This window comes from Microvirga sp. (genome assembly GCF_014699075.1).
Classification (GTDB): Bacteria; Pseudomonadota; Alphaproteobacteria; order Rhizobiales; family Beijerinckiaceae; genus Microvirga.
The window spans coordinates 68,547-90,165 of sequence record NZ_JACXAB010000002.1 but is presented as its reverse complement, the minus strand read 5'-3'; the positions used below and the strand labels follow the sequence as shown (position 1 = coordinate 90,165).

At 58.5% G+C, this 21,619-nt stretch carries 19 protein-coding genes; 11 read left to right on the top strand and 8 right to left on the bottom strand.

Annotation, left to right across the window (positions count from 1 at the left end):
• Positions 1-285: 285 nt before the first annotated feature.
• The gene (locus IC232_RS03495; RefSeq protein ID WP_190843529.1) at positions 286-1,455 is read left to right on the top strand and encodes an Rmf/CrpP family protein; all 1,170 of its coding nucleotides are present in this window, start codon (positions 286-288) and stop codon (positions 1,453-1,455) included.
• A gap of 24 nt (positions 1,456-1,479) precedes the next feature.
• Here IC232_RS03495 and IC232_RS03490 read toward each other — a convergent pair whose 3' ends face one another.
• The 4 genes from IC232_RS03490 to IC232_RS03475 all read right to left on the bottom strand — a co-directional run bounded on the left by IC232_RS03490 (position 1,480) and on the right by IC232_RS03475 (position 3,769).
• Positions 1,480-1,878: a hypothetical protein gene (locus tag IC232_RS03490; RefSeq protein WP_190843528.1), complete on the bottom strand. Its 399-nt coding sequence runs from the start codon at positions 1,876-1,878 to the stop codon at positions 1,480-1,482.
• A gap of 151 nt (positions 1,879-2,029) precedes the next feature.
• A complete protein-coding gene (locus IC232_RS03485) occupies positions 2,030-2,911 on the bottom strand; it encodes a hypothetical protein (protein ID WP_190843527.1) in 882 nt (293 codons plus the stop codon).
• Between the two features lie 43 nt (positions 2,912-2,954).
• Positions 2,955-3,356 (bottom strand): hypothetical protein, encoded by a 402-nt coding sequence (locus IC232_RS03480; protein WP_190843526.1) that lies wholly within the window; start codon positions 3,354-3,356, stop codon positions 2,955-2,957.
• The gene (locus IC232_RS03475) at positions 3,353-3,769 is read right to left on the bottom strand and encodes a hypothetical protein (RefSeq protein WP_190843525.1); all 417 of its coding nucleotides are present in this window, start codon (positions 3,767-3,769) and stop codon (positions 3,353-3,355) included. The genes IC232_RS03480 and IC232_RS03475 overlap by 4 nt, the downstream gene beginning before the upstream one ends.
• Positions 3,770-3,938: 169 nt before the next feature.
• Between IC232_RS03475 and IC232_RS03470 the strand changes: the two genes are divergently transcribed.
• Complete coding sequence (locus IC232_RS03470; RefSeq protein WP_190843524.1) at positions 3,939-4,241, top strand: hypothetical protein; 303 nt, start codon at positions 3,939-3,941, stop codon at positions 4,239-4,241.
• 72 nt (positions 4,242-4,313) lie between these two features.
• On the opposite strand, the gene IC232_RS03465 is transcribed toward IC232_RS03470, so the two are convergent.
• The 3 genes from IC232_RS03465 to IC232_RS03455 all read right to left on the bottom strand — a co-directional run bounded on the left by IC232_RS03465 (position 4,314) and on the right by IC232_RS03455 (position 8,871).
• On the bottom strand, positions 4,314-4,901 hold the full coding sequence (locus IC232_RS03465) for a hypothetical protein (protein WP_190843523.1): 588 nt from the start codon (positions 4,899-4,901) through the stop codon (positions 4,314-4,316).
• 485 nt (positions 4,902-5,386) lie between these two features.
• A complete protein-coding gene (locus IC232_RS03460; protein WP_190843522.1) occupies positions 5,387-8,323 on the bottom strand; it encodes a hypothetical protein in 2,937 nt (978 codons plus the stop codon).
• Positions 8,324-8,490: 167 nt separating this feature from the next.
• Complete coding sequence (locus IC232_RS03455; protein ID WP_190843521.1) at positions 8,491-8,871, bottom strand: hypothetical protein; 381 nt, start codon at positions 8,869-8,871, stop codon at positions 8,491-8,493.
• Between the two features lie 906 nt (positions 8,872-9,777).
• Between IC232_RS03455 and IC232_RS03450 the strand changes: the two genes are divergently transcribed.
• Complete coding sequence (locus IC232_RS03450) at positions 9,778-10,020, top strand: hypothetical protein (protein WP_190843520.1); 243 nt, start codon at positions 9,778-9,780, stop codon at positions 10,018-10,020.
• A gap of 65 nt (positions 10,021-10,085) precedes the next feature.
• Here the strand turns inward: IC232_RS03450 and IC232_RS03445 are convergent, their stop codons facing one another.
• Positions 10,086-11,006 (bottom strand): helix-turn-helix domain-containing protein, encoded by a 921-nt coding sequence (locus tag IC232_RS03445; RefSeq protein ID WP_190843519.1) that lies wholly within the window; start codon positions 11,004-11,006, stop codon positions 10,086-10,088.
• Between the two features lie 730 nt (positions 11,007-11,736).
• On the opposite strand from IC232_RS03445, the gene repC reads away from it, so the two are divergent.
• The 8 genes from repC to IC232_RS03405 all read left to right on the top strand — a co-directional run bounded on the left by repC (position 11,737) and on the right by IC232_RS03405 (position 21,619).
• Positions 11,737-13,170 carry a plasmid replication protein RepC gene (gene repC, locus IC232_RS03440; protein ID WP_281413336.1) on the top strand — a complete coding sequence of 478 codons (1,434 nt, stop codon included), beginning with the start codon at positions 11,737-11,739 and terminating at the stop codon, positions 13,168-13,170.
• A 571-nt stretch (positions 13,171-13,741) separates the two neighbouring features.
• The gene (locus IC232_RS03435) at positions 13,742-14,113 is read left to right on the top strand and encodes a hypothetical protein (protein ID WP_190843517.1); all 372 of its coding nucleotides are present in this window, start codon (positions 13,742-13,744) and stop codon (positions 14,111-14,113) included.
• 60 nt (positions 14,114-14,173) lie between these two features.
• Entirely contained in the window at positions 14,174-14,929 is a 756-nt protein-coding gene (locus IC232_RS03430; RefSeq protein ID WP_190843516.1) for a tetratricopeptide repeat protein, read from the top strand.
• A gap of 112 nt (positions 14,930-15,041) precedes the next feature.
• The gene (locus IC232_RS33045; protein ID WP_190843515.1) at positions 15,042-16,313 is read left to right on the top strand and encodes a DUF192 domain-containing protein; all 1,272 of its coding nucleotides are present in this window, start codon (positions 15,042-15,044) and stop codon (positions 16,311-16,313) included.
• A gap of 344 nt (positions 16,314-16,657) precedes the next feature.
• Positions 16,658-18,316, top strand: coding sequence for an AAA family ATPase (locus tag IC232_RS03420; RefSeq protein ID WP_190843514.1), 1,659 nt, complete (start codon positions 16,658-16,660; stop codon positions 18,314-18,316).
• Positions 18,317-18,707: 391 nt separating this feature from the next.
• Positions 18,708-19,667: a GcrA family cell cycle regulator gene (locus tag IC232_RS03415; protein ID WP_190843513.1), complete on the top strand. Its 960-nt coding sequence runs from the start codon at positions 18,708-18,710 to the stop codon at positions 19,665-19,667.
• Between the two features lie 96 nt (positions 19,668-19,763).
• Positions 19,764-20,192: a single-stranded DNA-binding protein gene (gene ssb / locus IC232_RS03410; protein ID WP_190843512.1), complete on the top strand. Its 429-nt coding sequence runs from the start codon at positions 19,764-19,766 to the stop codon at positions 20,190-20,192.
• 101 nt (positions 20,193-20,293) lie between these two features.
• On the top strand, positions 20,294-21,619 hold the full coding sequence (locus tag IC232_RS03405; protein ID WP_190843511.1) for a site-specific DNA-methyltransferase: 1,326 nt from the start codon (positions 20,294-20,296) through the stop codon (positions 21,617-21,619).

Genomic DNA, 21,619 nt, shown 5'->3' with positions numbered 1-21,619 from the left:
TCCTTAATTCGGGTTACTTAAAGCCTAATTCCGCGAATTACGGGCAACGGCTCAGTCCGCATTTCAGCACGTTGCAGGCCGGAGATCTCATACTCTACACCGGCCGTAGCGAGGCAAAACTCAAAAGATTTCTCCTGAATTCAACTGAATATGACCAGAGCAAACCCCTGAAGCGCTTTGGCTCTTCTGCGAGTTTCAACTCGGGAGCAGGCGTAGGCAAATCCCCTTTCCTAAGCTCACTGCACGTAGCGAATTCTCTCAATCCCCAAAACTAGGGAGTAACACATGAATAAAGACATCCTGGCTCTTGTCTCGCAGGGTGAACAGTCTCACATCGCCGTCCTGTTGGCCCAGAGGCATCTGGATCGCCTCCAGCGCGAGGTTGCAGCGGCTCAAAGCAATCTGGCGAGCGCCGAGCACAGCTATTCTGAGCTTGCGCTTTCCGTGACGACCACAACTGGCCTCGCCCGTCCGGCTTTCGACGATCTCATCCAGAAGCGAGTGACGGTGCTTGTCGACCTTGGGCTCATCGGCGACATCGAGATCACCACAACCGATCTCCCCTCCGCACAACCAACCGCTATCACTGGCGAGGCTTCATCCACCGCTCGCGTTTCGGCGACCCCGGCCCCGAACAACCCCTACGGGGAGGACCAGCCCCGTTCCCGCAGCGCCTATCAGAAGGGTTACGATGACGGAATCGCCGGCCAGGAGCCGGACCTGAACCTGTATAAGCGCCCTTCCGCCCAGGAAGCCTACCTCAAGGGGCACAAGGCTGGCGTTGAGGGCACTGCCGAGGAGACCAGCGGGACGGCTGACGCTCCCGCTGACTCGGTCGGCTCCGTCACTTCTCCGGTTCAGGATGCCGTTGTGTCCACGGGCGATGTCTCTGCGAAGGAAGCTCAGATCCCCACCGCCGTTCCGCCGGCCGAGGACGCTCCTCTGTCGGCTGCCCCAGCCGAGCTTACCTCTGACACCTCGAGCGACGTCGCCGATTTCAATTCCCCTGATGAAGAACTCGGCTCAACCACTGCGCCTGCTCAGGACGAGGCGCCCTCCTTCTCCCCTGACGGGATTTTCATGCAGAAGGCGCGTGCCGAAGGTGCGCAGACGGCACTTGCCGGTGAACCCCTCACCGCTTGCCCTTATGTTGAGGGGCCGCTTCGCCAGGCCTGGGAGGGTGGCTATCATGGCGCCCTCGATCAGCGCCTTGAGCAGATGACGTCTCCCGAGACAGAGCTGCTCGCTGCCGATCACGGAACTGTGGTTGTTCTTGAGACGGCCTCAAGCCTCTCGGCCACTAATTTCGCACAGTCGGGCCAGCCGGACGCAAGCATCTTTGACGACGAAGATCCATTCGGTCCTGCAGCGCAGATCGCGGATCACGTGACGATCGTCAGCCAGGACAACCTTGAGATTCCGCCCTTCCTGCGTCGCGAGAGCGGCGTTCACTGACCGGAACGAGAAGAGCCGGAGCCTTCAACAGGTTCCGGCTCCTTTTTTTAACCGTATGTACCAAAACCACAGCTGTCTTCGGACCAGCAGCCCAAGGATGGCCAAAAGTCCCCTCTTTTCGGCTGCCGCCCGGGCGCGGGCCGATACCAAGCCTCTCGCCCCCGTAATACTGCCTTTCTGAGCCAGCTTGACGAGATCGGGAAGACTGATCGGGAACCTATTGGGTTCCGGTGTTCCTGGGTCTTCGACGGCATCCCGAGCTTGTCGAATAATCTCGATTGCGCGGAATGCAGCTCCCAAATCCAATCCCGGACCTGGTGCGGCCCGCGCGGTCGTGGCGGTCAGCCTAGAGAGGAGATCGGGAAAACGCTCGACTAAGATTTCCCGATCTTCCTCGGCCAGTTCCTGGATGACGGCCGCCACTCGTGGCCCCCCGCCCTCCAGCACGGCCTGCTCTAGGAGATGAAGCAGGGATCGTTCCCGTTCCCTGCACATCTGCTCATGCCGGGTCGCTGCCTCCTGATGATCCCGAGCTAGATCGTCGAAGAATTTGTGTCCTCGATCCATGGAGGCGCTAGGCAAATACGCTGACTTCACCTTGGCTGGCCGACGCCTTCCCACCATGGGCCGGAATGAGCTTGGCCTCGAGGAATGCGTCCTGGGTTGCCAGGAGCCAGCCGGTAAAATCTTTCTCGGCCGCAGAAGCCATGAAGGAACTGAGCCCAAAACGGCTGCCATACTCCCGGAAACCCAACTTCCTCATCGCCGTGAGGGAAATGTAATTCCCCTGAATCTTCGACCAAACGGAGGTCTTGCAGCGCTCGAGTTTGACCTTTGTGGTGTTCTCCGCCTCCAGCAGGCTCATCAGGTCCTGGTACTCGGCGGTGTCTTCCAGCGTTGCGAACTTCCCCTCCTGCTCATTGAACACGACGTAGTAGTGCGCGATTGGCAAGTAACTGCGGTTCTTCTCAGCAAGCCGGATCAGATCCGCTGCATCAACCAAGCTCTGTGCCTGTGCGGTGACGGGGATAACAAGCCAGATCGGCGGCGCCTCTTCGAAAACACGTCCGGCATCAATCTCGACTGCCCAGTTCCAGATAGACGGAAGAACATTCGCCCCCACATCGACAAGAACGTTCCCTCCCTCAAGCGCGCGGCCAAGAGGATCCCAGTATTGAAGTGCTGCCGTTGCATCGGAGCGAATGGAGTTGATCTTTACGCCGATGCCCAATTCCTCGACGGTATCCTCACCTTCGAGGAAGCGGCCGAGTTTCGACTTTGTGGCGCTACCCTCTTCGCCAGCTGTGTCGGCGGCCATAACCCTTAGAGAAGCGCCTGTTCCTCTGATCAGGTGATGGAGAACTTGCGATACGAGGGTTTTACCCTGCCCGCCTGTACGGGTCCCTACGATGATCGAGCGGTTGGAGGATTCATTCTTGAAAGCAAGGGTATCCATATTAGGCCTTTCTGAGTGATTGGGGTTACTCGCGCCGGGTAGGCTATTCTTCGTCGACCCATGCAATGAGGTTCTGGAACTGGAGGGGATCTTTCGTTTGGTTGTAGATCAGCACATCGAGGAACTCGTGTACCCGGCAGACCTCCAGGAGTTCGGGCTTCGGATCGGGACACTCGGCGATCAGGACGATTGCCTCGTCGTACGTCTCGTCAACGTAGTGGCGGACAAAGATCCGCACCCGTCCGGGTGATGGCGTGAGCACAAGCCGGCCGCCTAACAACGTCTCCAGCGGGATGTACTCACCGAAGAGCACAATCATGAATCGCCCATCGACACGGGTTTGGATCTCAACACGGTTCGTCACCGGATAGGGAGCAAACTCCCGGCTCAACAGTGATCCGACGACACTGACACCCACTTCACTGGCAACAGCATCGGCCTTCATTGTGGCCCTCCACTCGCCTGCTGAGCCTGTGACGGGACGCGAATTCGTGAGCTCCCGAGACGTACCATCCTCTCGACATGCATCCGCTGACGCAGCGCCAGAACGGCCTCATGGGCGCGATCTCGGACATCCTTCCAAAGACGGCGGCAGCGGATATCGGACGGTTCCTCCGCCTCGGAGGACGCCACGTGCACAAGAGCCATGAAGTCGGAGTTCATCCCTCCCTCGATTGCAGCTTCAGGCAGTGCTCCAAGGGAGAAGTGCTTCGGTATCTCCGAACTCTTCTGATGTCGTGACAGCGGTGTGGCATAGATCCGATACATATCGGGGCGGCTCAGGCAGCCTTCGAACATCTGCACCAGGCGGCTGCGCCTCACTTCCAAGGCCTGCATCGTTTCTGGCGTCATCAACATCCACGCTCTCCAAATTCTCGAATCGTGCAAAGTTCGGTTCTTGAAACACACTGCATTCTAACCCGTGTTACCGTGCTTTAAAGCGGTAAAGAAGTGCTTCATCTCGCAAATTGCTAAACCGTCCACTCTGGTCTAATCCATAGACAGCAACCATAGGAGCCTTAAGACCATGCCCTGCTTCCTTATCCAGCCGACCGGCGAGAGAACGCCCTTGGAAGCCGCGCCCCGGAACCTTGATGAAGCGTGCGCTGCGTTGAATGCAGCTGGAATCGAGTTCGTGAGCGGTGTCGACCACTACGAGGGCCAGGCCGCGCAAATGATCGTTGACGAGGATCATGCACTGAAGAACCTGCCCCTTAACAATGTCGCCATCGCCGTTCGGGATACGGCTTATGCCGCGCAAGGCATCTCCTCCGCCGATCCCATCTTCGGCCCTGCCCTTATCCTGACGGGCGCTGATCAACTCCGCTAACGACGTCCGGGCAATAAAAAAGGAGGCGCCAGATCTCTCTGGACGCCCCCTATTGCCGGGAAGAGAAGCCTTTTAGGCGGCCATGCCTTGCTTGGACTGCTGCTGCGAACGCTGGAGAGCTTGGATCTCAGCGAACTTGAGCCTGGTCGAGTCGATCGCATCCTGCAGAGCAGAGGCCATCGCATCCCGCTGCGGGGCCTTCGTGAGAACCTTGACGTTCTCCTGAAGAACCTTCGCGTCGAAATACACGACACCGTCCTTATCCTGGACAGCATCCTTGCCGGCCTTGCTTTCCGTGCGATTGACCGCTGCATTCATGTTGAAGGCCAGGAAACGAACCTTCGAGGTGGGCTTCACCCCTTCAGGAACGCTCCGATCCTGAAGCTGTTTGGCCAGCTCCACTTCGGACTTCGCGTAATGCAGCTTGAGGTCACCCTCCTTGGTCATGACCGACTGGAAACCCGCAAGACCCTTCACGCCAGCAGCACCCTTAAAGTCCCGCTGATAGTCGAGCTTCTCGCTGATGGCTTTCGCCACAGCTTTCCGCCCCTCGAGGCCTTCCGGATTACGGTCCGACATCAGCGCAGCGTGCGAGGTCGCACCTTCGAGGATCTCGGAAACCGTCAGCTTCTTCACTTCCGTGTTCTGGTTGTCAGCCATTGCTGGACACCTTTTCGGCTAGAACCGAGCATCTGGCCCGGTATGTTGCGCAGGACGCACCCAGCGGACGAACCTCCACACCAGGCGTACAAGCGCGCTCGTCAGTGACGAGCAAGGGAAGCGTAGCATAAGAAATTAGAATTACAATTGCCAAAAGCGCAGTTTAATTCTCTTGACAGTTCGTTGTCGGTCACGTGGAGCCCTTTGTTCAGCACAAACCACCGGCGCGCTCGATCGCGTGACGCCTTACGCGCGACCAGATCCGGTCTGCTCTGACTTTCGTAACGGCCCTCCCCTGCCTTGCCTGACGGAGGATGCGCAGGTGAACGTTGCGGAGCCGGATAGGGATCTCCCTCCAGTGCACGGCGCACATCCATTCATCCCATCGCTTCTCGTCCGCCTTTGCCTTGCTCACCGTGCGACGGCAATGAGGAACGCAGCACAGAATACGGTCGGCCTCTCGGCCGACCGCCTTGCCCCCAATGTCAGGCATTCGCCGCAATCGCCACTGGCGTGCCAACATCGTCGTTCGCCTGCAGTCGCTCCAGGCCTCGGTCCAGCTCGCTCGACCTGAGGAGCGTATCCGGGCGTTCAAGCGCCTGCTTTGCCGAGAATGCCATGCCCATCCCGGATTCCACATTTCCGTGGACGAGAATGAACCGCATTTTAATTTGCAGGTCCTGCACCTCGGGGAGATCGCCAACCTGAGCCCGTGCTTGTCTCAACGAGACACTCAGTGACGTGGACTTGCAGATCAGTTGCTCGGCATCCTTGATATACCAGTCATTCCGGTTCTGGCCGTAGATGAAGCAGAACACGAAGGCTGTGTCCTTGCTCCGGTAGAGCGCCTGAGCCGGACCTTTCTTGAGGCGGATCAGCACCGTGTCGGCGTCCACCACCATATTGTGGTTGCCCGCACTCTTTCTGGCCGAGAAGACTTCCGCCAAAAGATTGATGTGGGCCTCAATGCTGTCACTGGTTAGATTGGCGGCTGACTGGTTTAGCAGTTCCCGCTTCTCAACCTCATGTTCGCTTGTCAGCCTCTTGAGAGCAGCCATCTGTGATTCCAGGCTCGCCAGGAGGGCGTTCTTGGATTTTCCGTCAATCCGGTAGTTCTCCACCTCCTGAGCCGAACCGAGGATCTTGCCAAAGACCTCGGCCGCGTCCTCGCCTCCCGAAAGCAGCATGTTCTTGAGACGTGTCTCACCGCCCCCAGAAATGGTCACCCTGTCTTGCAGCGCCCGGGCTCGGGCCAGCGCTTCCTGCTTGAGCAGCATGACCGTGTCATAGAGCGGATGGATTGAGACATCAGTCTGCCGGCGCATGGCCTCCATGATCACCCTTTGCTCCAGGGATTTGACGGTTTTTGCCACGGCGATAAAGCCGTCGAGCAGGTCCCGATCGTGCTGGTCGAGACCGGAAGCCAGAACATGCCCCATTCCCCGCTTGATCGAGTTGGCATCAATCGCCTGAACGCCCGTCAACTCCGTCACCACAGCGGTGAGAGGTTCCGCATACACTCTGCCTGACGCATCGAGCTCGTTGCGGAACTGCTGGCCCAGATCCTTAAGGTCATCAACGACATCGCCGAAGGCCTCGGACAGGCTCTCCACCCGATCGCGGCAGGCGAGCAGGTGCTCATAATCCTCCCGCGTCTGAACCCCCGCTTTGAGCTTCTCGCCGATCTCCAGGAGGAACGTCTCGGTCTCTTCGGGAACAAGCGCTGTGGTAAACCTGACAGAACAGGTCGCACGGCGAGCTCCCACCCTCTCAAACAGGTCGTCCTCAACCCTCTCCAGAACCGTCATGAACACCCTCTGGAGTCGCACATCGGCCAGAACCTCGCTCCACCTAGCCCGAAGCAGTGCTCCGACCCGGCCGCTCAGGAGGCTAAGGGCCTTGGGCTTGAAATCGTAGGCCGCGATTGCGCGTAGTCCGTTCTCGAGGAGGTCCTGATCCTCAAGGATAGAGTCCAGAAGGCTCTTCTCGTCCTCAGTCAGTTCCGCATCCGCGAACGGCGTTGGGGCCGCCCTTTGCTCCACGTCTGGCTGAGCAGCTTCGACGGGAGCTGAAACAAGTACAGGCTCTGGCTCCGCCTCTGGTTTGGCCTCTTCCTGTAGGGAGGTGGGAAGCACAACCGAGGGAGCAATCTCCCATTCCATTGAAGCCGTGACCGTTGGCTGGGGTGGCGCCTGCTCCTCCTCGCCATCTAATGCCGGGATCGCGAACTCGTCACTTTCCACGGACGGGCTCATGAAATGCTCATAGATCACCCGCTCGATGTCGACTTCCTCGTCAAGGATTCCCGCCAGTAGCCACTCATCAATAACGTCCGGATGCTCCATTTCGCTCAGGCAGTCGCGGGACAACTGGGTCGTATTAGTGATCATATCCGCCAGAGTGCTCACGGCCTCCCGGACGGACACTGGATCATCGCTCGTGGCAGCCTGCTCGACCAACAGGTGATAGGCTTCGACCAGTTTTCGGGCCTCCATGTAGGCAGTCCGGCGATCCTCTTCATCGACACCCATATCCGCACCCAGTTCCACCGTCTCAATCTCCCCTTGATCACCCTCTTCACTTGAGGCGGCCGTTGTCGTGTCACTTGCATAGAATTCGTCGCTGAACGCGAAATCCTGCGGCAGGTCGGACGTGTAAGGTGCAGCTCCGTCGCCCTCCTCATCCTCAACCCCATCCCACACGCTTGGGTCAGGTGTGAGGTCCTCCGTCTCATGCGCCACAGCCGGAGCGACGCTCGCGGGAGCTACATGGGGGACCGGAGTTACAACGGGCTGGGGCGGGGCGACCGGAGCTGGAGCAGTTTCTGCCCCGTTCTCGTCCTCGCTGAAGTCAAAAGCCTTCGGCCTCCCGCTTTGGCCGAGCGCAAGAACATTAACGCCTCGGAGACTGCTTCCCTCCTGACGCGCCTCGAATGCCTCGATTTTATCGTCAATAGTGGTAAGGCGGCCAAGAACCTTACTTTTAAGATATGTGTACATCAGACCTATAATCCCGCTGAAGAAAACAATGACGGCTGTGATTTCGAGGGGTGCGCCCAGCACGTTCAGGCTGACGACAGCGGTCGTGCTTGCGGCCAGGTAGATCAAACCTTCGACCACCAGCCCCCCAGCCCGCTTAGAAAGTGCCACGAACGCTTTTCCCGCTGGACCTGCGAACCCAAGCCAGACGGCCGGAGCAGCCAGCAAACCGGCTAGGCCCTCGTGCGTGATTGCGTCGTCACGATTCCACTGCTCCAGAAGGCTCAGCCAGAAAGCATGATCCACTGGCAACGCTGATTCCGAAGCCTGCACCGCAAGCGACCAAACAATGAGGGCAGCGGCCGACCAGAGCCCGAAGGCTCGTCCGGAGCACAGCCAGCGATCCGCGATAGCCACCAGCAGCACCGCGAAAACAGTACCCAAGAGCCAGCCTAGCGACAGGATGAGCGCAGGGGCTGTTACACTCCCGATCAAAAGTCCGAGGTAAAGTCTTCGTAGCTGCTCGAAGCGAGGGAGAAAGGTGAGCACTGATAAGACTGGTTTGACCATGCTAGCCGCCATGGGCCACCCACCGGTGGAACCGAGAGCGCTTAACCGCCGATTTCATGACCATCCCGTGCCCTAGTACGATCTCGGCCGTTCGCTCCGCGGGAGAAGATCTCCTCGGCGCCCCGCAGGGCCTGCTGCTCGAAGCGCGGACCCATCAAGGCATCCAGTCCCTTGGATCCTGCTTTGGACAGGACCCCGTCGACATCTTTCAAGCTCGCTGGAGCAGTCCCGTTTTCCCCATGTAGCCGCATGCGGCCGGAAAAAGCGTTGAGACCATCCGGCGTCACCAGATCCATTGCTCCGTTGACCGCCTGCTTGCCCAGATCGGCGGCTGCGTCCGTCAACGAGTCCAGAAGGCCTTTTGGCTTTGATGCCTTTTCGCTACTATCGGGTTGAAGATTGGACATCGCGCCCTTTTCCATGAAAGCCTCCGGAACATTCTCACAGCTGGTTGCCGCCTGGCCGACGGCCCGAATTACGATTCGAGAAATCGGACGGCGACTTAAGGAGGTAAAATACTCCCGTATAATTCGCATTGCTATGATAATGTGGATCGGCTCAGCGTCCCGTTCCGCCAGCACGGAAGTCACGCTTCCCTTTCGCCTGGTCGAACCAGATCTCCAGGTTCAGTTGCGCGTCATATTACAGCGGTATGGAATACCCTTATGCCGTGCCCTTCATCCATCGGACGCGGACCGCTGCCGCAATCCTGTTTCATCAACTGACGTCATTGAGGTCAGGGGGCTGGATGATCTGGGGTCGGCACACTCTATTTTAGGAGCCGTCATCGACACCGATCGCTTGTCTGTTCGGAATGGTCTTCCGCCGGTGACATTGACAAATCCAGGATCGCCACTCTCGGTCCAGTCCGCGGCTCAATCCGTTTGGGAGGGAGACACCATCATTGGCAGGCCGGTTCGCAGGATCGTCATCGTCCCGAGCTCAGGCGATCTTGCCAACGATAAGATAAGGTTGATTGAGGCCTTGGTCCGCAGTGTTGGGACCTCTCCCCACCGGGTCTCACCAGCCGCTCCGTCTAATGTCGAGGGAAGATCGGATAAAGATAAGGAGGGGAGTGCAGGGCAGCTCGATGTTTATTTCGGGATGCCCTGGTGAACGCTGACCCGGGCCGGTTTCGACCGCCCCGGGAAATCCTTGTTGACGCTCTGGGTTTTCGGAGTGTGAAAGGGGAGAAACCAAAATCCCCAAAAAATGCGGCAGCTGAAGCGGCCGTGCCAAGAACAAAAATAAGAACCAGCACGGACTAGACGCTAGCCTAGACATAACCGCGCTGGATCCAATAAAAAGAATAAGAAACGGATCCTGCCATGACTCTCAAGGAAGCTCTCCGGGTCGAGCTAAAGGCCCTTGCTCCCACCGTCGCCTTCATCTGGCTCGCTTATGCGATGATCATGTGGGTTTACGAAAACGGCCCGTTTGGCGTCCTTGGGGTTGTTCTGGTCCTCGGCGCCATCAGGATGGCCATTGTTTTCGGCTGGACGGTCGTGAAGATCGGCGCGTTCGTCGCTGCCTTTTTGGCGATCGTCTATGTGCTGACCATGGTGTTCTGATCCCGAGGGCAGAACAACCACCCTCCTCTGAAATGGAAAGGCCCGCTCTCAGAGCGGGCCTTTTTTTATTTCTTCCCGTTGTAGGCCCGCTTTGGGGCCCCTGCCCCTTTCGGGGCCTTCGATTTTTTCACGCTCTCGGTGCCGCGCGATTTGAGAGCAGCCTCTCGGCCAGACTCACTTGTTCTTTCCGCATTCGGGGGGCGGCCACGACGCTTCGCGGGCGCGGGCGCGCTGCGGTCGAACAGGTCACCCTCAGCATCCTTCGCGCTCGAGGCTTCGCCCGTTACTGAGCTGGTCGCTCCGGCAACTGAACGTGCAGCTCCGCCCCGACCGCCCTTTCCAGTCGATGCCGTAGCGCTGTCCCGTTCGGTCCTGGCTTTCCGCGGACCTTTGGGACCCCTCTTGGCTCCCGCACCGGAAGCGGCTTCCCCACTTCCGCCTTTGACTGCGCTCACCAAGTTCTCAACCTGAGTTGAAAGCCTGTCGACCTTTGCGTTGGTCTGACTATTGTCTTGGGCCAGCCGATCCTGGACCTCGACGATCCGCTGCAGGATCCCTTCGAGGCCAGTTGGAGCCTCAGCCGCCTCAGAGGCCCTCGCGACTTTCGCCCCCTTGCGGGTGTCTACAGCCTTCGACGGCCGGACAGGCGGGGCCGGAGCATCCTCGCTGCTGATTTCCCACGTTTCCTTACGCAGTTCCCTCAGGAAATCTGCGCCAGCCTGGTGACCCTTGACCACGATCCGCGTGCCCACGAGGCGCAGGAAAGGAATCCCGAGCCCGTCGGCGATCTTCTCAAGCACCAGGACGGTTACGTTCGACGTCATCTTAAGCAGGCTGTCCAGGTGCCGGTCGCTGATGCCGATATGCTTCGACATCTCCGTTACCGACCATCCCTTCATCCGCTTGATGGTCTCGAGATTGGCACTCACGTTCTGGAGCGTCATGCTCTCCGAGAAGTCATCTTCCGAAAATGACTGGCGGCTCATCCGTTACCCCTCAATACAAACACAGACCGTAAAACTCGCTTGACCCAGGGTTGAGCATCACCCCTCCAACCCGTGAGGCGAGGAGGCCGCTTCAGGTTGCCGACCTGAGGCCATCCGCCTCCGGTCTGCATCTGACACGTGATTATCTGCCCTTGTTCCCATTTCGTGAACACGAATTGTGATTTGAGAACAACTTTACGAAGCACAGGAATTGCGAAAAGGCAAGCAAGGACGCAGGGAAATTTCCGCCCCTCCCCCTAAAGAACCCTGAATCGTCATGTGAGGGGTGATCGAATCTTCAGGAGCAGCTTTTTAACTCTATTTCGGCCATTTAGAGTTTTAATTCGATTGCACTTGACTCGACCGGCCCTGCCGGTGTGAATCGATTTGGCCCATGAGATTCGAAATTTAGGCATTGGCGCGCCTGGAGCAAGAGTCCTGGGCCGGAATTCACACCAAAAAATCGGCCCGAAATGCTTGGCGGCATTTTCTCGGAACGATCAACCACATGAGGACATCAACGGCTTGAACAAGGCCTGAGAATCAAAAACCCCGCCATTGGCGTGGCGGGGGTTTTGAAGAGGCCGGTGACGAAAGGACAAACCCAACGGGACCGGACTAAGAGAAATCAGCGGTGATTTCGTTTTAGTTCCCCCCGACATCACTGTCAACTGGCAACGTCGTTTCGGCGATCGGTCTCGCTTGTCCAAAAACAATCGGGGTCAGACCAATGAATCCGCAAGGATTGCGGCCGATGTCGGCTGCGCATGCCCGTGTCGAACGGGTCGTGAAAGAAAAGTTCGTTAACGAAAAGCCAACGTCAAAGTCGGCTGTGCTCTACGCCCTCAAGAAGGCCGCTCCCGCCCTAAAACTCCGCCCGACCACCTGGCGGTTGCTCAGCGTATTATGCGACCATTCTCAGGCAGTTGACTGGGAAGACCGCAGGATCGGCCCGGTGGTCTGGCCGTCCAATGCGGCTCTGGCCGATCGGGTCGGTGTCGATATCAGGAGCATCCAGGTTCACCTGCGCCGCCTGGTCCAGATGGGCCTCATCACCCACAGCGACAGTGCCACCCGCAAGCGCTTCGGCACCCGGGTTGAGGGTCGGATCGTTCAGGCCTGCGGCATCAATCTGTCCCCACTTCTGATCCGTCGTGAGCAACTCCTCGAATTGGCCGCGGCCCATGAGACGGGAATCGCCGAGCGCAAGAAACTCGCTCAGCTCATCTCCGAGGCCCGAATTAAACTGATCCGCCTCATCAGCGGCGGTCTCGATCTTGAGATCGCCGGCCCGTGGTCGTCCCTTTCAGACACGCTCGCCGCGCTTGGGGACCAGTACGGTCTTGCCCTCGTCCGCCCGGCCCGCTCGACCAAAACCCCGCTGTCCACTCTCCATTGCCTGCTCTCCTCTTTGATTTCTCTCGAGGTTTCGGCACAGGGCGCTTGGGATCAGCATCTCAATTCAGCTTCTTTGGACGAGATTCCTTCGCCCGCGGGTGACGAAAGATTCACCCTTAAAACTAAGATCCAGAATAATAGGGAATCTTTGAATCAAGGGGCTACCGAGGCGGAGCCAGGCATCGAGGTTACGCCCTCATCGGCATGCGAGCTCAGGCAGGACCGTTCTAAGGCTTCGACATCTCTCAATCAGGGCGTCACCAGGGAACGGAGCCTCGATCTAAACCTCCTCAAGAAGGGATGCCCTGCCCTCCTGGCCTATTATCCAGACGCCTACTCATCGGTGCAGAAGCTTGCCATTACGGTCCACCAGCTCCGCGGGATGCTGGGGATCTCCAGCAAGCTCTGGGAAGAGGCCCAGCGCTCTCTCGGCGCGGTCGACGCTTCCCTTGCCTTGCTCGTTATTCTGCAGGGTCACGAGGAAGGCCGGATCTCGAGCCCCGGCGGGTACCTCCATCGGATCGCCACGTCAGGCGCCTCCCAGCGAACCCAGATGCTCGACGTCGTGCTCAAAATGGCTGCAGCCCCAGTGAACCACCCACTGAAGGTGTCGTCTCCCTCGATGCTGTTCGCAAAAAAAGAGAGGCGGAACGACATGTCGGATAAGCATCAACGACTGTCAGTTCCGCCTAGTGTGACGGGCGTAGACCCGTTTCGACAATGTTGGCTCAACCAGGAAAGAGCCGACACGCCGGGTTCGTCGTGAACATGCCAGCCGAATTTAAGAAATGCAATGGCTGTCCTCTTGACGCCGGGGCCCTGGGTTTAAAATCGCTCAGTCCATAGTATGTAACCATCGGTTCTCAACTTGTCCTGAGCTATCGCAAAAACCACCATATCTATTCAGGTGATAGAACTCCCTAATCCCCTGCCACGATCAATCTTGAAAGCGGTGGGAACTACAAATTTGTTACTTTCCTGTGGCCAGAAATCAGCAGAGTGAATTGGCAGTTCGACCCGCGCTTCTGCACGGCTCCACCTTCAGGCAAGCATCCCAATTCTATCGGAGAGGAAATTGGCAGTAGCCCGAAATAAAATGCGGAAGACCAAAATGAGGTTGCAGGTAGATGTGAGCGAAGATGGCTCGAAATCCTGCTGCCCTGCAAATAACCAGTAGATCGCTGCACTAGCTTTCGCAAAGATCAGCAGCCGCGACAATTGCCGTTCAGGAAGTAGATCTTTTTTTCCCGCTGGCTCCAATGTCGAGCCGATTTAGTCCCATCTGCTCACTTTTCCACGTCCGATAACTAGAACCAACAACAGGACATTCTCGAATCATGCTCGCGTATCTCGTCTCGCTGGAAAATTCGGCAGGCAGCTTTCCCCTCTTTGCTTCCTACGAAGGTCTGTACGCACAAAGGACAGCCGTCAGTCTTAGCCAAGACTATCCCGAGGCACTGATCATGATGACCCCGGTTCAGTTCTCGGAATCATCGTTAACTCGCCCGTCGCTTTTTGTGCTGCCATCGCCGCTCATTGTGGAACAACCCAATGGGCTCATTGAAGTTTTGGCATCTCATGGCAACGCCGATCGTCACGCAAACAGTGCACTAGACCCCCACCTTTGGCCTGAACAGGTGATCGTCCCAGCAATCCTTAGCTCGAATTACGGCGCAAGCCAGCCTCAAGAAGTTTCCCTTCGCGCCTGAAAAATGCGACAAGGGACGAAATAGAAAAACACGAATCGTCTATTTAACCGGGACAATTCCATGAGACACAGCCTCCTTCTCCGCGCCGCGCTGGTTGCAGCTGTCGGAACACTCGCGTCAGCCTGCACCACGACGACCGGCAGCCTGGGCTTCTCCAGCCAGACCTCGCAGGAGCAGATCCGCTCGGAAGCCGAGCGCCTGGGGGATGCCTATCGCTCCCAGCCCGACAACCCGGAAGCCGCCCTCGCCTATGCAAAGGTGCTGAACTCCCTCGACCGCAACGAGGAGGCCGCAGCCGTTCTCCAGCAGACGGCCCTTCGCTTCCCAAATGATAAGGGGGTTGTGGCCGCCTACGGCAAGTCTCTCATCGCCGTTGGCAAGCCAGATCTCGCCTCTAATGTGCTGAGCCGTGCCCATACGCCCGACAACCCAGACTGGCGTGTGCTCTCTGCTCAGGGCGTTATTGCCGACCAGGCCGGGGACCACAACCGGGCTCGTTCTCTTTATACATCGGCACTCAAGATCCAGCCGGATGACCCTATGGTCCTGACCAACATGGGCCTGTCCTTTGCCGTGACCGGCGACATGGCTTCGGCGGAACAGTACCTCCGTAAGGCTTCTGCGGCTCCTGGTGCCGATCAGAAGGTCCGGCAGAACCTCGCGGTCGTTCTAGTGATGACCGGCAAGGAGCCAGAGGCGAAGGAGCTTCTCAAAACCGATATCGCGGATGCCGAGATCGACGCGCATATCGCCTACCTCAAGAGCCTCGGCTCGCCGAATGCCCGTTCTGAGGGCAAGGCTGCAAAGCGGGCCTGATGCTATGAACCTCAAGCGATTTTTCCCGTCCTCCTTTGGCTCTGCTGCTGGTCCTTCGGCCAAGGAGAGCCTTGTATCCTCTTTTTCGGAGGCGGATGTCGATGATGCCTTCGTGCAGCTCGCCGGCGGCCATCTCCATGAGCCTGCTGATGGCAAGAAGCCTGATCCCGTTGACGAAGTTCGGGAGAATGAATTCGTTGTCCTGGCCGGCGGTTTCTCCGGGGTCCCCCTGCGGTTGCCAAGTGAAACGGCAACCGACACGCCAAACGCTTCCGTGACAGACATCGCCGTCAACGATGCTGCCCCGAGCCTTGCCCTCGAGCCCGGGTCTGAGACCACTGCCGTTGATCCGGATAACCCGGTGATCGACGTTCATGATCCTCACCTGGAGTCCTTCGGCCCCCTTCCGGACTTTCTTATCCAGGAAGCGGCCACGGACGAGGAGGGTCAGAAGGACGAGTCCGTTGGCCAGGATCCCGCTCTAGAAGCAGGGACTGCCCTTCCTGCTCCCCTCCCGGCTGTACGTGAGCGAAAGGCCCGTCGCTGGCCCTGGCGCCGTCGGTCTCAGCACGACGTTCATGTCTCCTACGATCATGACTGGGGCACCGGGATTTCGGTCGGCGAAGAGGAAGCTTTCCGCCAGCGCCTCATGAATAAGAACCAGCCTCCGAAGAGCCGCAAGGGGTCGATGGTGATCCTTGGGATGATGAGCGCTGCAGCTGCTGTTGCGCTCACAATGGGCAATCCAGGCAAGATCCTTGAGGCCGTTCCGGAGGCCAAGAAGATCGTCTCTCATGTCCAGAACGATCTGATCAGCCGCGTCTCGCTGACGACAGGCTCGACCGAGCCCAGCAGCGACGGCTCGATCTGTGCCCAGCAGCCCTCGATGGACGGATGCTTCACAAACAACGTAATTCGGGCCGCCGCCTTTGTCTGCCCGACCGCCATGCATCCGATCGCCGTGGAGTTCGCCAGTTCCCCGGTACGGGCCGCTGTTGGCCTGTCCCACCGCGCGACAATGGCGCCGTCGACCGGCTTTGCCACGGTGCTGAGTGCCGAGACCACCTTCGACTTCATGACCCGTGATTTGAATTTTGCGGTCGATCTGGTTTCATTCCGCCGCAATGGCACCATTGCCGGTATGCTGAAGAACGTTCAGCCTCGCCAGCAGCTGCCCGTGCAGGTCGCAAAGGCCGACGGAATTATCGCTCTGCGCGGAAACGAGGTCGAGCGTCTAGCCCTTACCCCAGACTGCCGGATTGCCATCTTCGAGAACGGCATCCCGCCGGAATACTTCTCGCAGGATGCCAAAGTGAACAACTCGCCTCAGCGCATCAACACCATCAAGCCTCAGACCCAGGCCAAGGCGGAGTTAGGTCGGTAAGACCTAATTCCGCACCTACCTTCTTTCCAAACCCCAAAGAAACCCGCTTCACGCCAAGGGTCAAAATGACTTTCGCTTTTTATCTCGTCGCAATGTTATCTCGTGCGTTCAACGCGCAGCCCGTAGGCCAGGACTGGGCCAGCCTGCATCATGAGTGGTCCGGTCGCGTTGCGACCGATGAACTCTTCGCTGCTGATCTTAAAGCTATAGAACGCCTTGCTGTCATTCTGTCCGATGGCAAACCCTCCCTCCAGTGGCCCGTCCTCACAACCCTGATGGATCGCCGCTACCCGCAGTTTAGCAAGCTGCTCACGGCTTGCAGGGATGAGGACGGCGCAAATCCGATGTTCCGCCCTCCCGAAGCGGACGAGGTTTCTTCTGAGGCCCTGCTGATCTCCGCTCTTGCGGTCCTCCAAAACGAAATTGACGCCGCCAATTGGGCAACGGATGCGGAGACTTTGGGAACCGAGATAAACGCTCTACCGGCGGCCATGCTCAAGATCCTGCACGTCGACAACGGAGTCGTCAGCCTTCGCCACAACCTTCATTCGCTCTCGATCGCGCTCGATGGCGCCGCAGTCCAGACGCCAGGCGTGGTCCCCGACATCCAGGATAAGCTGACGGCAGCTCTGGTGAGATATTATTCGCTCCGAGAAGCTTCCCGGGACACTGTTCCTGGATTTGTCTCGACCTACCATCCGGGCGAGGATCTGGCACACGCCGCCTCCCGGGTTCAACACGTCCTCGCATCCCACGGCATCATTCCCATCCCCGTCTTCCGTCTTGGGCGGGAAACCCGCGACGTCATCATGGAAATCGCGATCCTTGCCGCCGCTTACGGTGACCAGCCAGCCGCTATTCTCGTTCCGGATCACCCCGCCCTGTTCGAGGCTGCTCCCTCGAATGAGCCGATGATGAGCGCAGATGATCCTGAACTCATCAAAGGCTATGACACTGGGCCGAACCTCGCCCATGCCACTCTCGGGTCCATCATCAGCTTCGGCAAAACACCAATCATTGGTCCGGCTCGCGCCCAGGTCCCCTTGATCGGAACAATCGCAAACCGCCTCACCCTTGCCTACCAGATTCCACAGCCGTCCTTTGACGATAAGATTGCCGAGATCAGGGCCGTGGCAGCCTCCATTCCTGGTCAAACGATCCCAGAAAGCGGAATCGTGGCAATCGCGCGAATGGATCTATCCCCTTCCCAGCGGCGCCAAGCCGTCTACTCGACGGTGATGACCGGCTCGGCCCAGGCCGCAATGGAAGTCCTTGCCCGCTCCTCTGCCTCGCTGGCTCCTGCGATCGCGGTCGCCGACCTGGATTTCTCGCTATATGTCTGCAAGGAGAACCTCGCCGAGCTCCTCGAGCGCATGAAAGCCGCCCCTAGAGGGCAGATGCCTGTTCTCATCGACGGTGTCGCCGGGACCGGCAAGAGCGCTTTCGCCCGCTATGCCGCCCATGCCATGGGGTATCAGTCGAAAGTCTATCGCTACGCCGATCTGACCAGCCGCTGGCTGAGCGAGTCGGAAAAGGCCATCGACAAGATGTTTGCCGATGCCAGAAGGCACAACTTCGCCATCGTCATGGACGAGGTAGAGTCGATGTTTGCCGATCGCGAAACGGCCACCCACGACTACCAGAAGACTCTCACCAACGCCTTTCTGACCCACCTGGACAGCCATGACCTCCCGGTCTTCTGCTCCACGAACCACAAAAGGGACATCGATCCGGCAATCCTGAGGCGCTTCGTTTTCAAGCTCGATTTCCAGGCCCTCACCCCGGAACTCGCCGCGAGAGCCTTTACCCGCTTCTTCTCACTGCCGGCCCCGCGGGAGGTCCTCCACCTTGAACACCTCACTCCTGGCGACTTCGACGTAGTCCGCAAGCGGGCCAATATCCTCGGGATTAACGATGACCCGAATTGGTTTGTGGATGCCCTGCGTGATGAACTTTCACACAAGAAATCCCAAAGTCCGCGCATCGGCTTTGTAACCCATTGATTCCTTTATAAAAGGAGCAGAGGAGCCGTGCCGGTGCCGAGGCTCCATTGCTCACGACTCAATTCGGGCATGCACGATTTAACGGTCGGCATTCCTGTTTTTAATTCGTTTTGTCTTGACGGTTCGATAGCTCCTCGGCATAGTTTAGCCACATTGGAGCTCGGCTAACCGCTAGATGATCCGGCGGATTTGGCAAGCTTACCATTCGATGACCGAGTGGGAGCCAAGGAACCGGGCCCTTCTTGTGACACCAAACAATAACAACGTCACAGGCTTAACCAGGATCAGGCCTCGCCTCGCGCGCAGTTCATGATCATCGATGAACGACACAAACGCCCGTCTCAAGCGACGGAATGCGAAAGCGGACGTTTGGGTAAACAAGGTCGCTACGATGAAAACCTTGCAACACTCGGCCACTCGTTACCCCACCGGATTTCCGGCCGTCGTCGCCTCCCAACAATCTGTTGTTCCGGACACCCCGAAGAAAGTCCGAGGTATCTGGGACGATCAAACAGTCGAGAAGATCAAAACGCTCGTCGGCAATAAGCTTTCGGCGGAGGCGATCGGTGAACGGCTTGGGTTAACACGGTCCCAGGTACTCGGGATCTGCTGGCGGCGGGGCATCCAATTGGGTGACCAGAGGCCCTCCCACAGTCATGTTCCCAAGGCGCGATCAATCGGCAAGCGCCTCCTGGAACGAGGCCAAGCCGTCCGGGAAGTCGTTCTGGCTCTGCCCGACACCCGCGAAGCCCGGTCCCCCGATGCACCCCGCATCATCCGCAAGCCGGCTGTCCGGAAGACGAAGCAGGAAGCTGCTCCTCATCTGCCAGGCCTCTTCGATCTGCCGGCAACCCCCGACACGACGCTCAACTCGGCAGGTGCGGCCTTCATCCGTCAGTACAAGAAGCGCGCCCAGAAGGCCAAGGCCTCTCCGGAAACGGCCGCCGAGCCTGTCGTGGTCGCTGTCGAAGTCCCCGTTCTGGAAACACTGTCTGCTCCAATCGCTGAGATCATCCTCCCTTCTATCGAGGCTCCCGCCCCTGCAGTGGTCATCGTCGAGGAGTCCGCTCCTGTTGTGACCGAGGAGGTTGTTGCAGTTACCGAGCAGGCGACAGAGCGCGACCTCTCCAAGTGCCCCATGATCTTCGAGTTGCGTGAAAATCACTGCCGATACCCAGTCGAAGGAACAGGCGTCTCAATGATCTATTGCGGCGAGCCGGCCATGACCGGCAAGCCGTACTGCGCCCATTGCGCCAAGATCACCTACGAGAAGCCTGAGAAGCTCGACGCCAAGCCGGCTCGTCGGAAAATGTCGGCCTTCGCAATGCGCAGCGGGATAAATTTCCGCTGACTTTCCAAACCAACCCTGTTGGTCAACGTCTAGAGCAATCCCCGAAAACCCCTCAGATCCGCCCGGCAGGGCTAAATCACCAGGAAAGAGATCAAGATGAAGAACATCAATGAAGCAGAGATCCTCGGCAACGTTGGCCGCGATCCCGAGATCCGCACGATGGGCAACGGCGAGAAGGTCGCTAACCTTCGTGTCGCCACCAACGAGACTTGGAAAGCCAACGGCGAAACCAAGACCAAAACCGAATGGCACAGTGTTGTGATCTACAATGCCAACCTGATCGACATCGTTGAGAAGCACGTGAAGAAGGGCAGCCCGATCCTGCTCAAGGGCCTGAAGATCCAGTACCGCAGCTTCAAGGACAAGGATCAGATTGAGCGCCAGGTGACCGACCTCGTCCTGAACCGCTTCAATGGCGAGATGATCCTCCTCCCGAGCGGCAACGGCGGCGATGCCGGCGCTGACCATGGTGGCAGCACCGATGGCCTCGGTGGGCAGGACGACGACGATCCCTTCCGCGACTAATTCCTTCCTCTTCTTCCTCCCGAAGAGGCTACTCAAGCCGGGCGAGTTTCGCCCGGCTTTTTTCATGTCGCAGTACAGGCTGGTTAAACAGGGTACCGGACATGAAATCGCAATCCGTGGCAGCAGCTCGATCCCGCGCGAGGCGCGTTGAAAAGGGAATCGAGACCGAAACGAGAGCTCGCCAGTTTACGACAAAGCCCTCGCTTCAGGGGCTTCTGCAACTGCCGCTGCTCGAGGAACTTGAGGCCCACGGTGGCCGAGCCAAGCCCAGCGATCTATACGAGCGCCTCGCCGACCGCCTCGACGTCCCAACCGAACTGCGATCTCAGAAGAGAACCTGTGCCGATGGGCAGACCTACTCGGTCTTTCCACAGGCGGTCCGATGGGCTCGGCAGAATGCCGTCATGGCCGGTCTGATCCACAAAGGGGATCGGGGAATCTGGGAACTCGCCGATCCTGGTTTCGCAAAACTGAAGAAGGTTCGCCGCGGCGTTGCCGTCCTAATCTACTCCCTTGATGATGGGATTGCGCTTTGGGCGCATGCGGAAGATGCGGCACGAGCCATAGAACCCGGCTCATTGGATCTTATCTTCACGTCCCCGCCATACCCAACCGTGGCAAGAGAGTACGGGCGCTTTTCGGTCCCTGAATGGCTTGCCTGGATGAAGACACTCGTCGGCCTCTGGAAGAATATGATCTCGCCAGAAACCGGAACCATCTGCGTCAACCTGATGGATGCATTCGTCAGCGGCACCCCGAACCTGTCTCCGTATATCGAGCGCTTCACGCTTAGCTGCGTCGACGATCACGGCTTATACTTGAATGCCCGGTCGGTTTGGCACAGTCCAACCAAGATGGGAAACATCCAGTGGGCCTCAAAGGAGCGTGTGCGCCCCAGGAACACGCTTGAACACCTGCTGTTCTTCTCCCATGGCCCAAATCCAAATTGGGATACTCGGCGGCTTCCGCCCGAGCCCTATGCCGCTTCAACCATCGCTGGCTGGGAACGAGCCCAGAGGCGACCGAGCAGCAAACGTCCCTGCGGGTACAACATCAATGAGTTGGCCTTTGCTCCGACCGGTACAGGCCCTCTTCCAGGCAACCTCATCGTTGCGGCCGGTGCACCAGGCAATGATCGCTACAGCCGTCGCTGCAAGGAGGCTGGGATCTCGCCACACCCGGCTCGCTTTCCGGATGCGATCCCGAAGCGAGTGATCCTCCTGACCACAGAGCCCGGCCAGATCGTCTACGACCCGATGGCCGGATCGAACACGACCGGCAAGGCCGCCCTCGATCTCGGCCGGCGCTTCATCGCCTCTGAGCCCTCGCTGACATACCTGACGGCCTCAAGCTTTCGCTTTGATGACCGTCCCGATTTCCAGCGGCATCCCCTGCCCGACGGGCTCTCCCTTCTGGCCGCTGCCTAA

What these genes read in the sequence shown, in the direction of transcription:
- IC232_RS03495 (WP_190843529.1), top strand. Translation starts at nt 286, where the DNA reads ATGAATAAAGACATCCTGGCTCTTGTCTCGCAGGGTGAACAGTCTCAC.
- IC232_RS03485 (WP_190843527.1), bottom strand. Translation starts at nt 2,911, where the DNA reads ATGGATACCCTTGCTTTCAAGAATGAATCCTCCAACCGCTCGATCATC.
- IC232_RS03480 (WP_190843526.1), bottom strand. Translation starts at nt 3,356, where the DNA reads ATGAAGGCCGATGCTGTTGCCAGTGAAGTGGGTGTCAGTGTCGTCGGA.
- IC232_RS03475 (WP_190843525.1), bottom strand. Translation starts at nt 3,769, where the DNA reads ATGTTGATGACGCCAGAAACGATGCAGGCCTTGGAAGTGAGGCGCAGC.
- IC232_RS03470 (WP_190843524.1), top strand. Translation starts at nt 3,939, where the DNA reads ATGCCCTGCTTCCTTATCCAGCCGACCGGCGAGAGAACGCCCTTGGAA.
- IC232_RS03465 (WP_190843523.1), bottom strand. Translation starts at nt 4,901, where the DNA reads ATGGCTGACAACCAGAACACGGAAGTGAAGAAGCTGACGGTTTCCGAG.
- IC232_RS03455 (WP_190843521.1), bottom strand. Translation starts at nt 8,871, where the DNA reads ATGGAAAAGGGCGCGATGTCCAATCTTCAACCCGATAGTAGCGAAAAG.
- IC232_RS03450 (WP_190843520.1), top strand. Translation starts at nt 9,778, where the DNA reads ATGACTCTCAAGGAAGCTCTCCGGGTCGAGCTAAAGGCCCTTGCTCCC.
- IC232_RS03445 (WP_190843519.1), bottom strand. Translation starts at nt 11,006, where the DNA reads ATGAGCCGCCAGTCATTTTCGGAAGATGACTTCTCGGAGAGCATGACG.
- repC (WP_281413336.1), top strand. Translation starts at nt 11,737, where the DNA reads ATGAATCCGCAAGGATTGCGGCCGATGTCGGCTGCGCATGCCCGTGTC.
- IC232_RS03435 (WP_190843517.1), top strand. Translation starts at nt 13,742, where the DNA reads ATGCTCGCGTATCTCGTCTCGCTGGAAAATTCGGCAGGCAGCTTTCCC.
- IC232_RS03430 (WP_190843516.1), top strand. Translation starts at nt 14,174, where the DNA reads ATGAGACACAGCCTCCTTCTCCGCGCCGCGCTGGTTGCAGCTGTCGGA.
- IC232_RS03420 (WP_190843514.1), top strand. Translation starts at nt 16,658, where the DNA reads ATGTTCCGCCCTCCCGAAGCGGACGAGGTTTCTTCTGAGGCCCTGCTG.
- IC232_RS03415 (WP_190843513.1), top strand. Translation starts at nt 18,708, where the DNA reads ATGAAAACCTTGCAACACTCGGCCACTCGTTACCCCACCGGATTTCCG.
- ssb (WP_190843512.1), top strand. Translation starts at nt 19,764, where the DNA reads ATGAAGAACATCAATGAAGCAGAGATCCTCGGCAACGTTGGCCGCGAT.
- IC232_RS03405 (WP_190843511.1), top strand. Translation starts at nt 20,294, where the DNA reads ATGAAATCGCAATCCGTGGCAGCAGCTCGATCCCGCGCGAGGCGCGTT.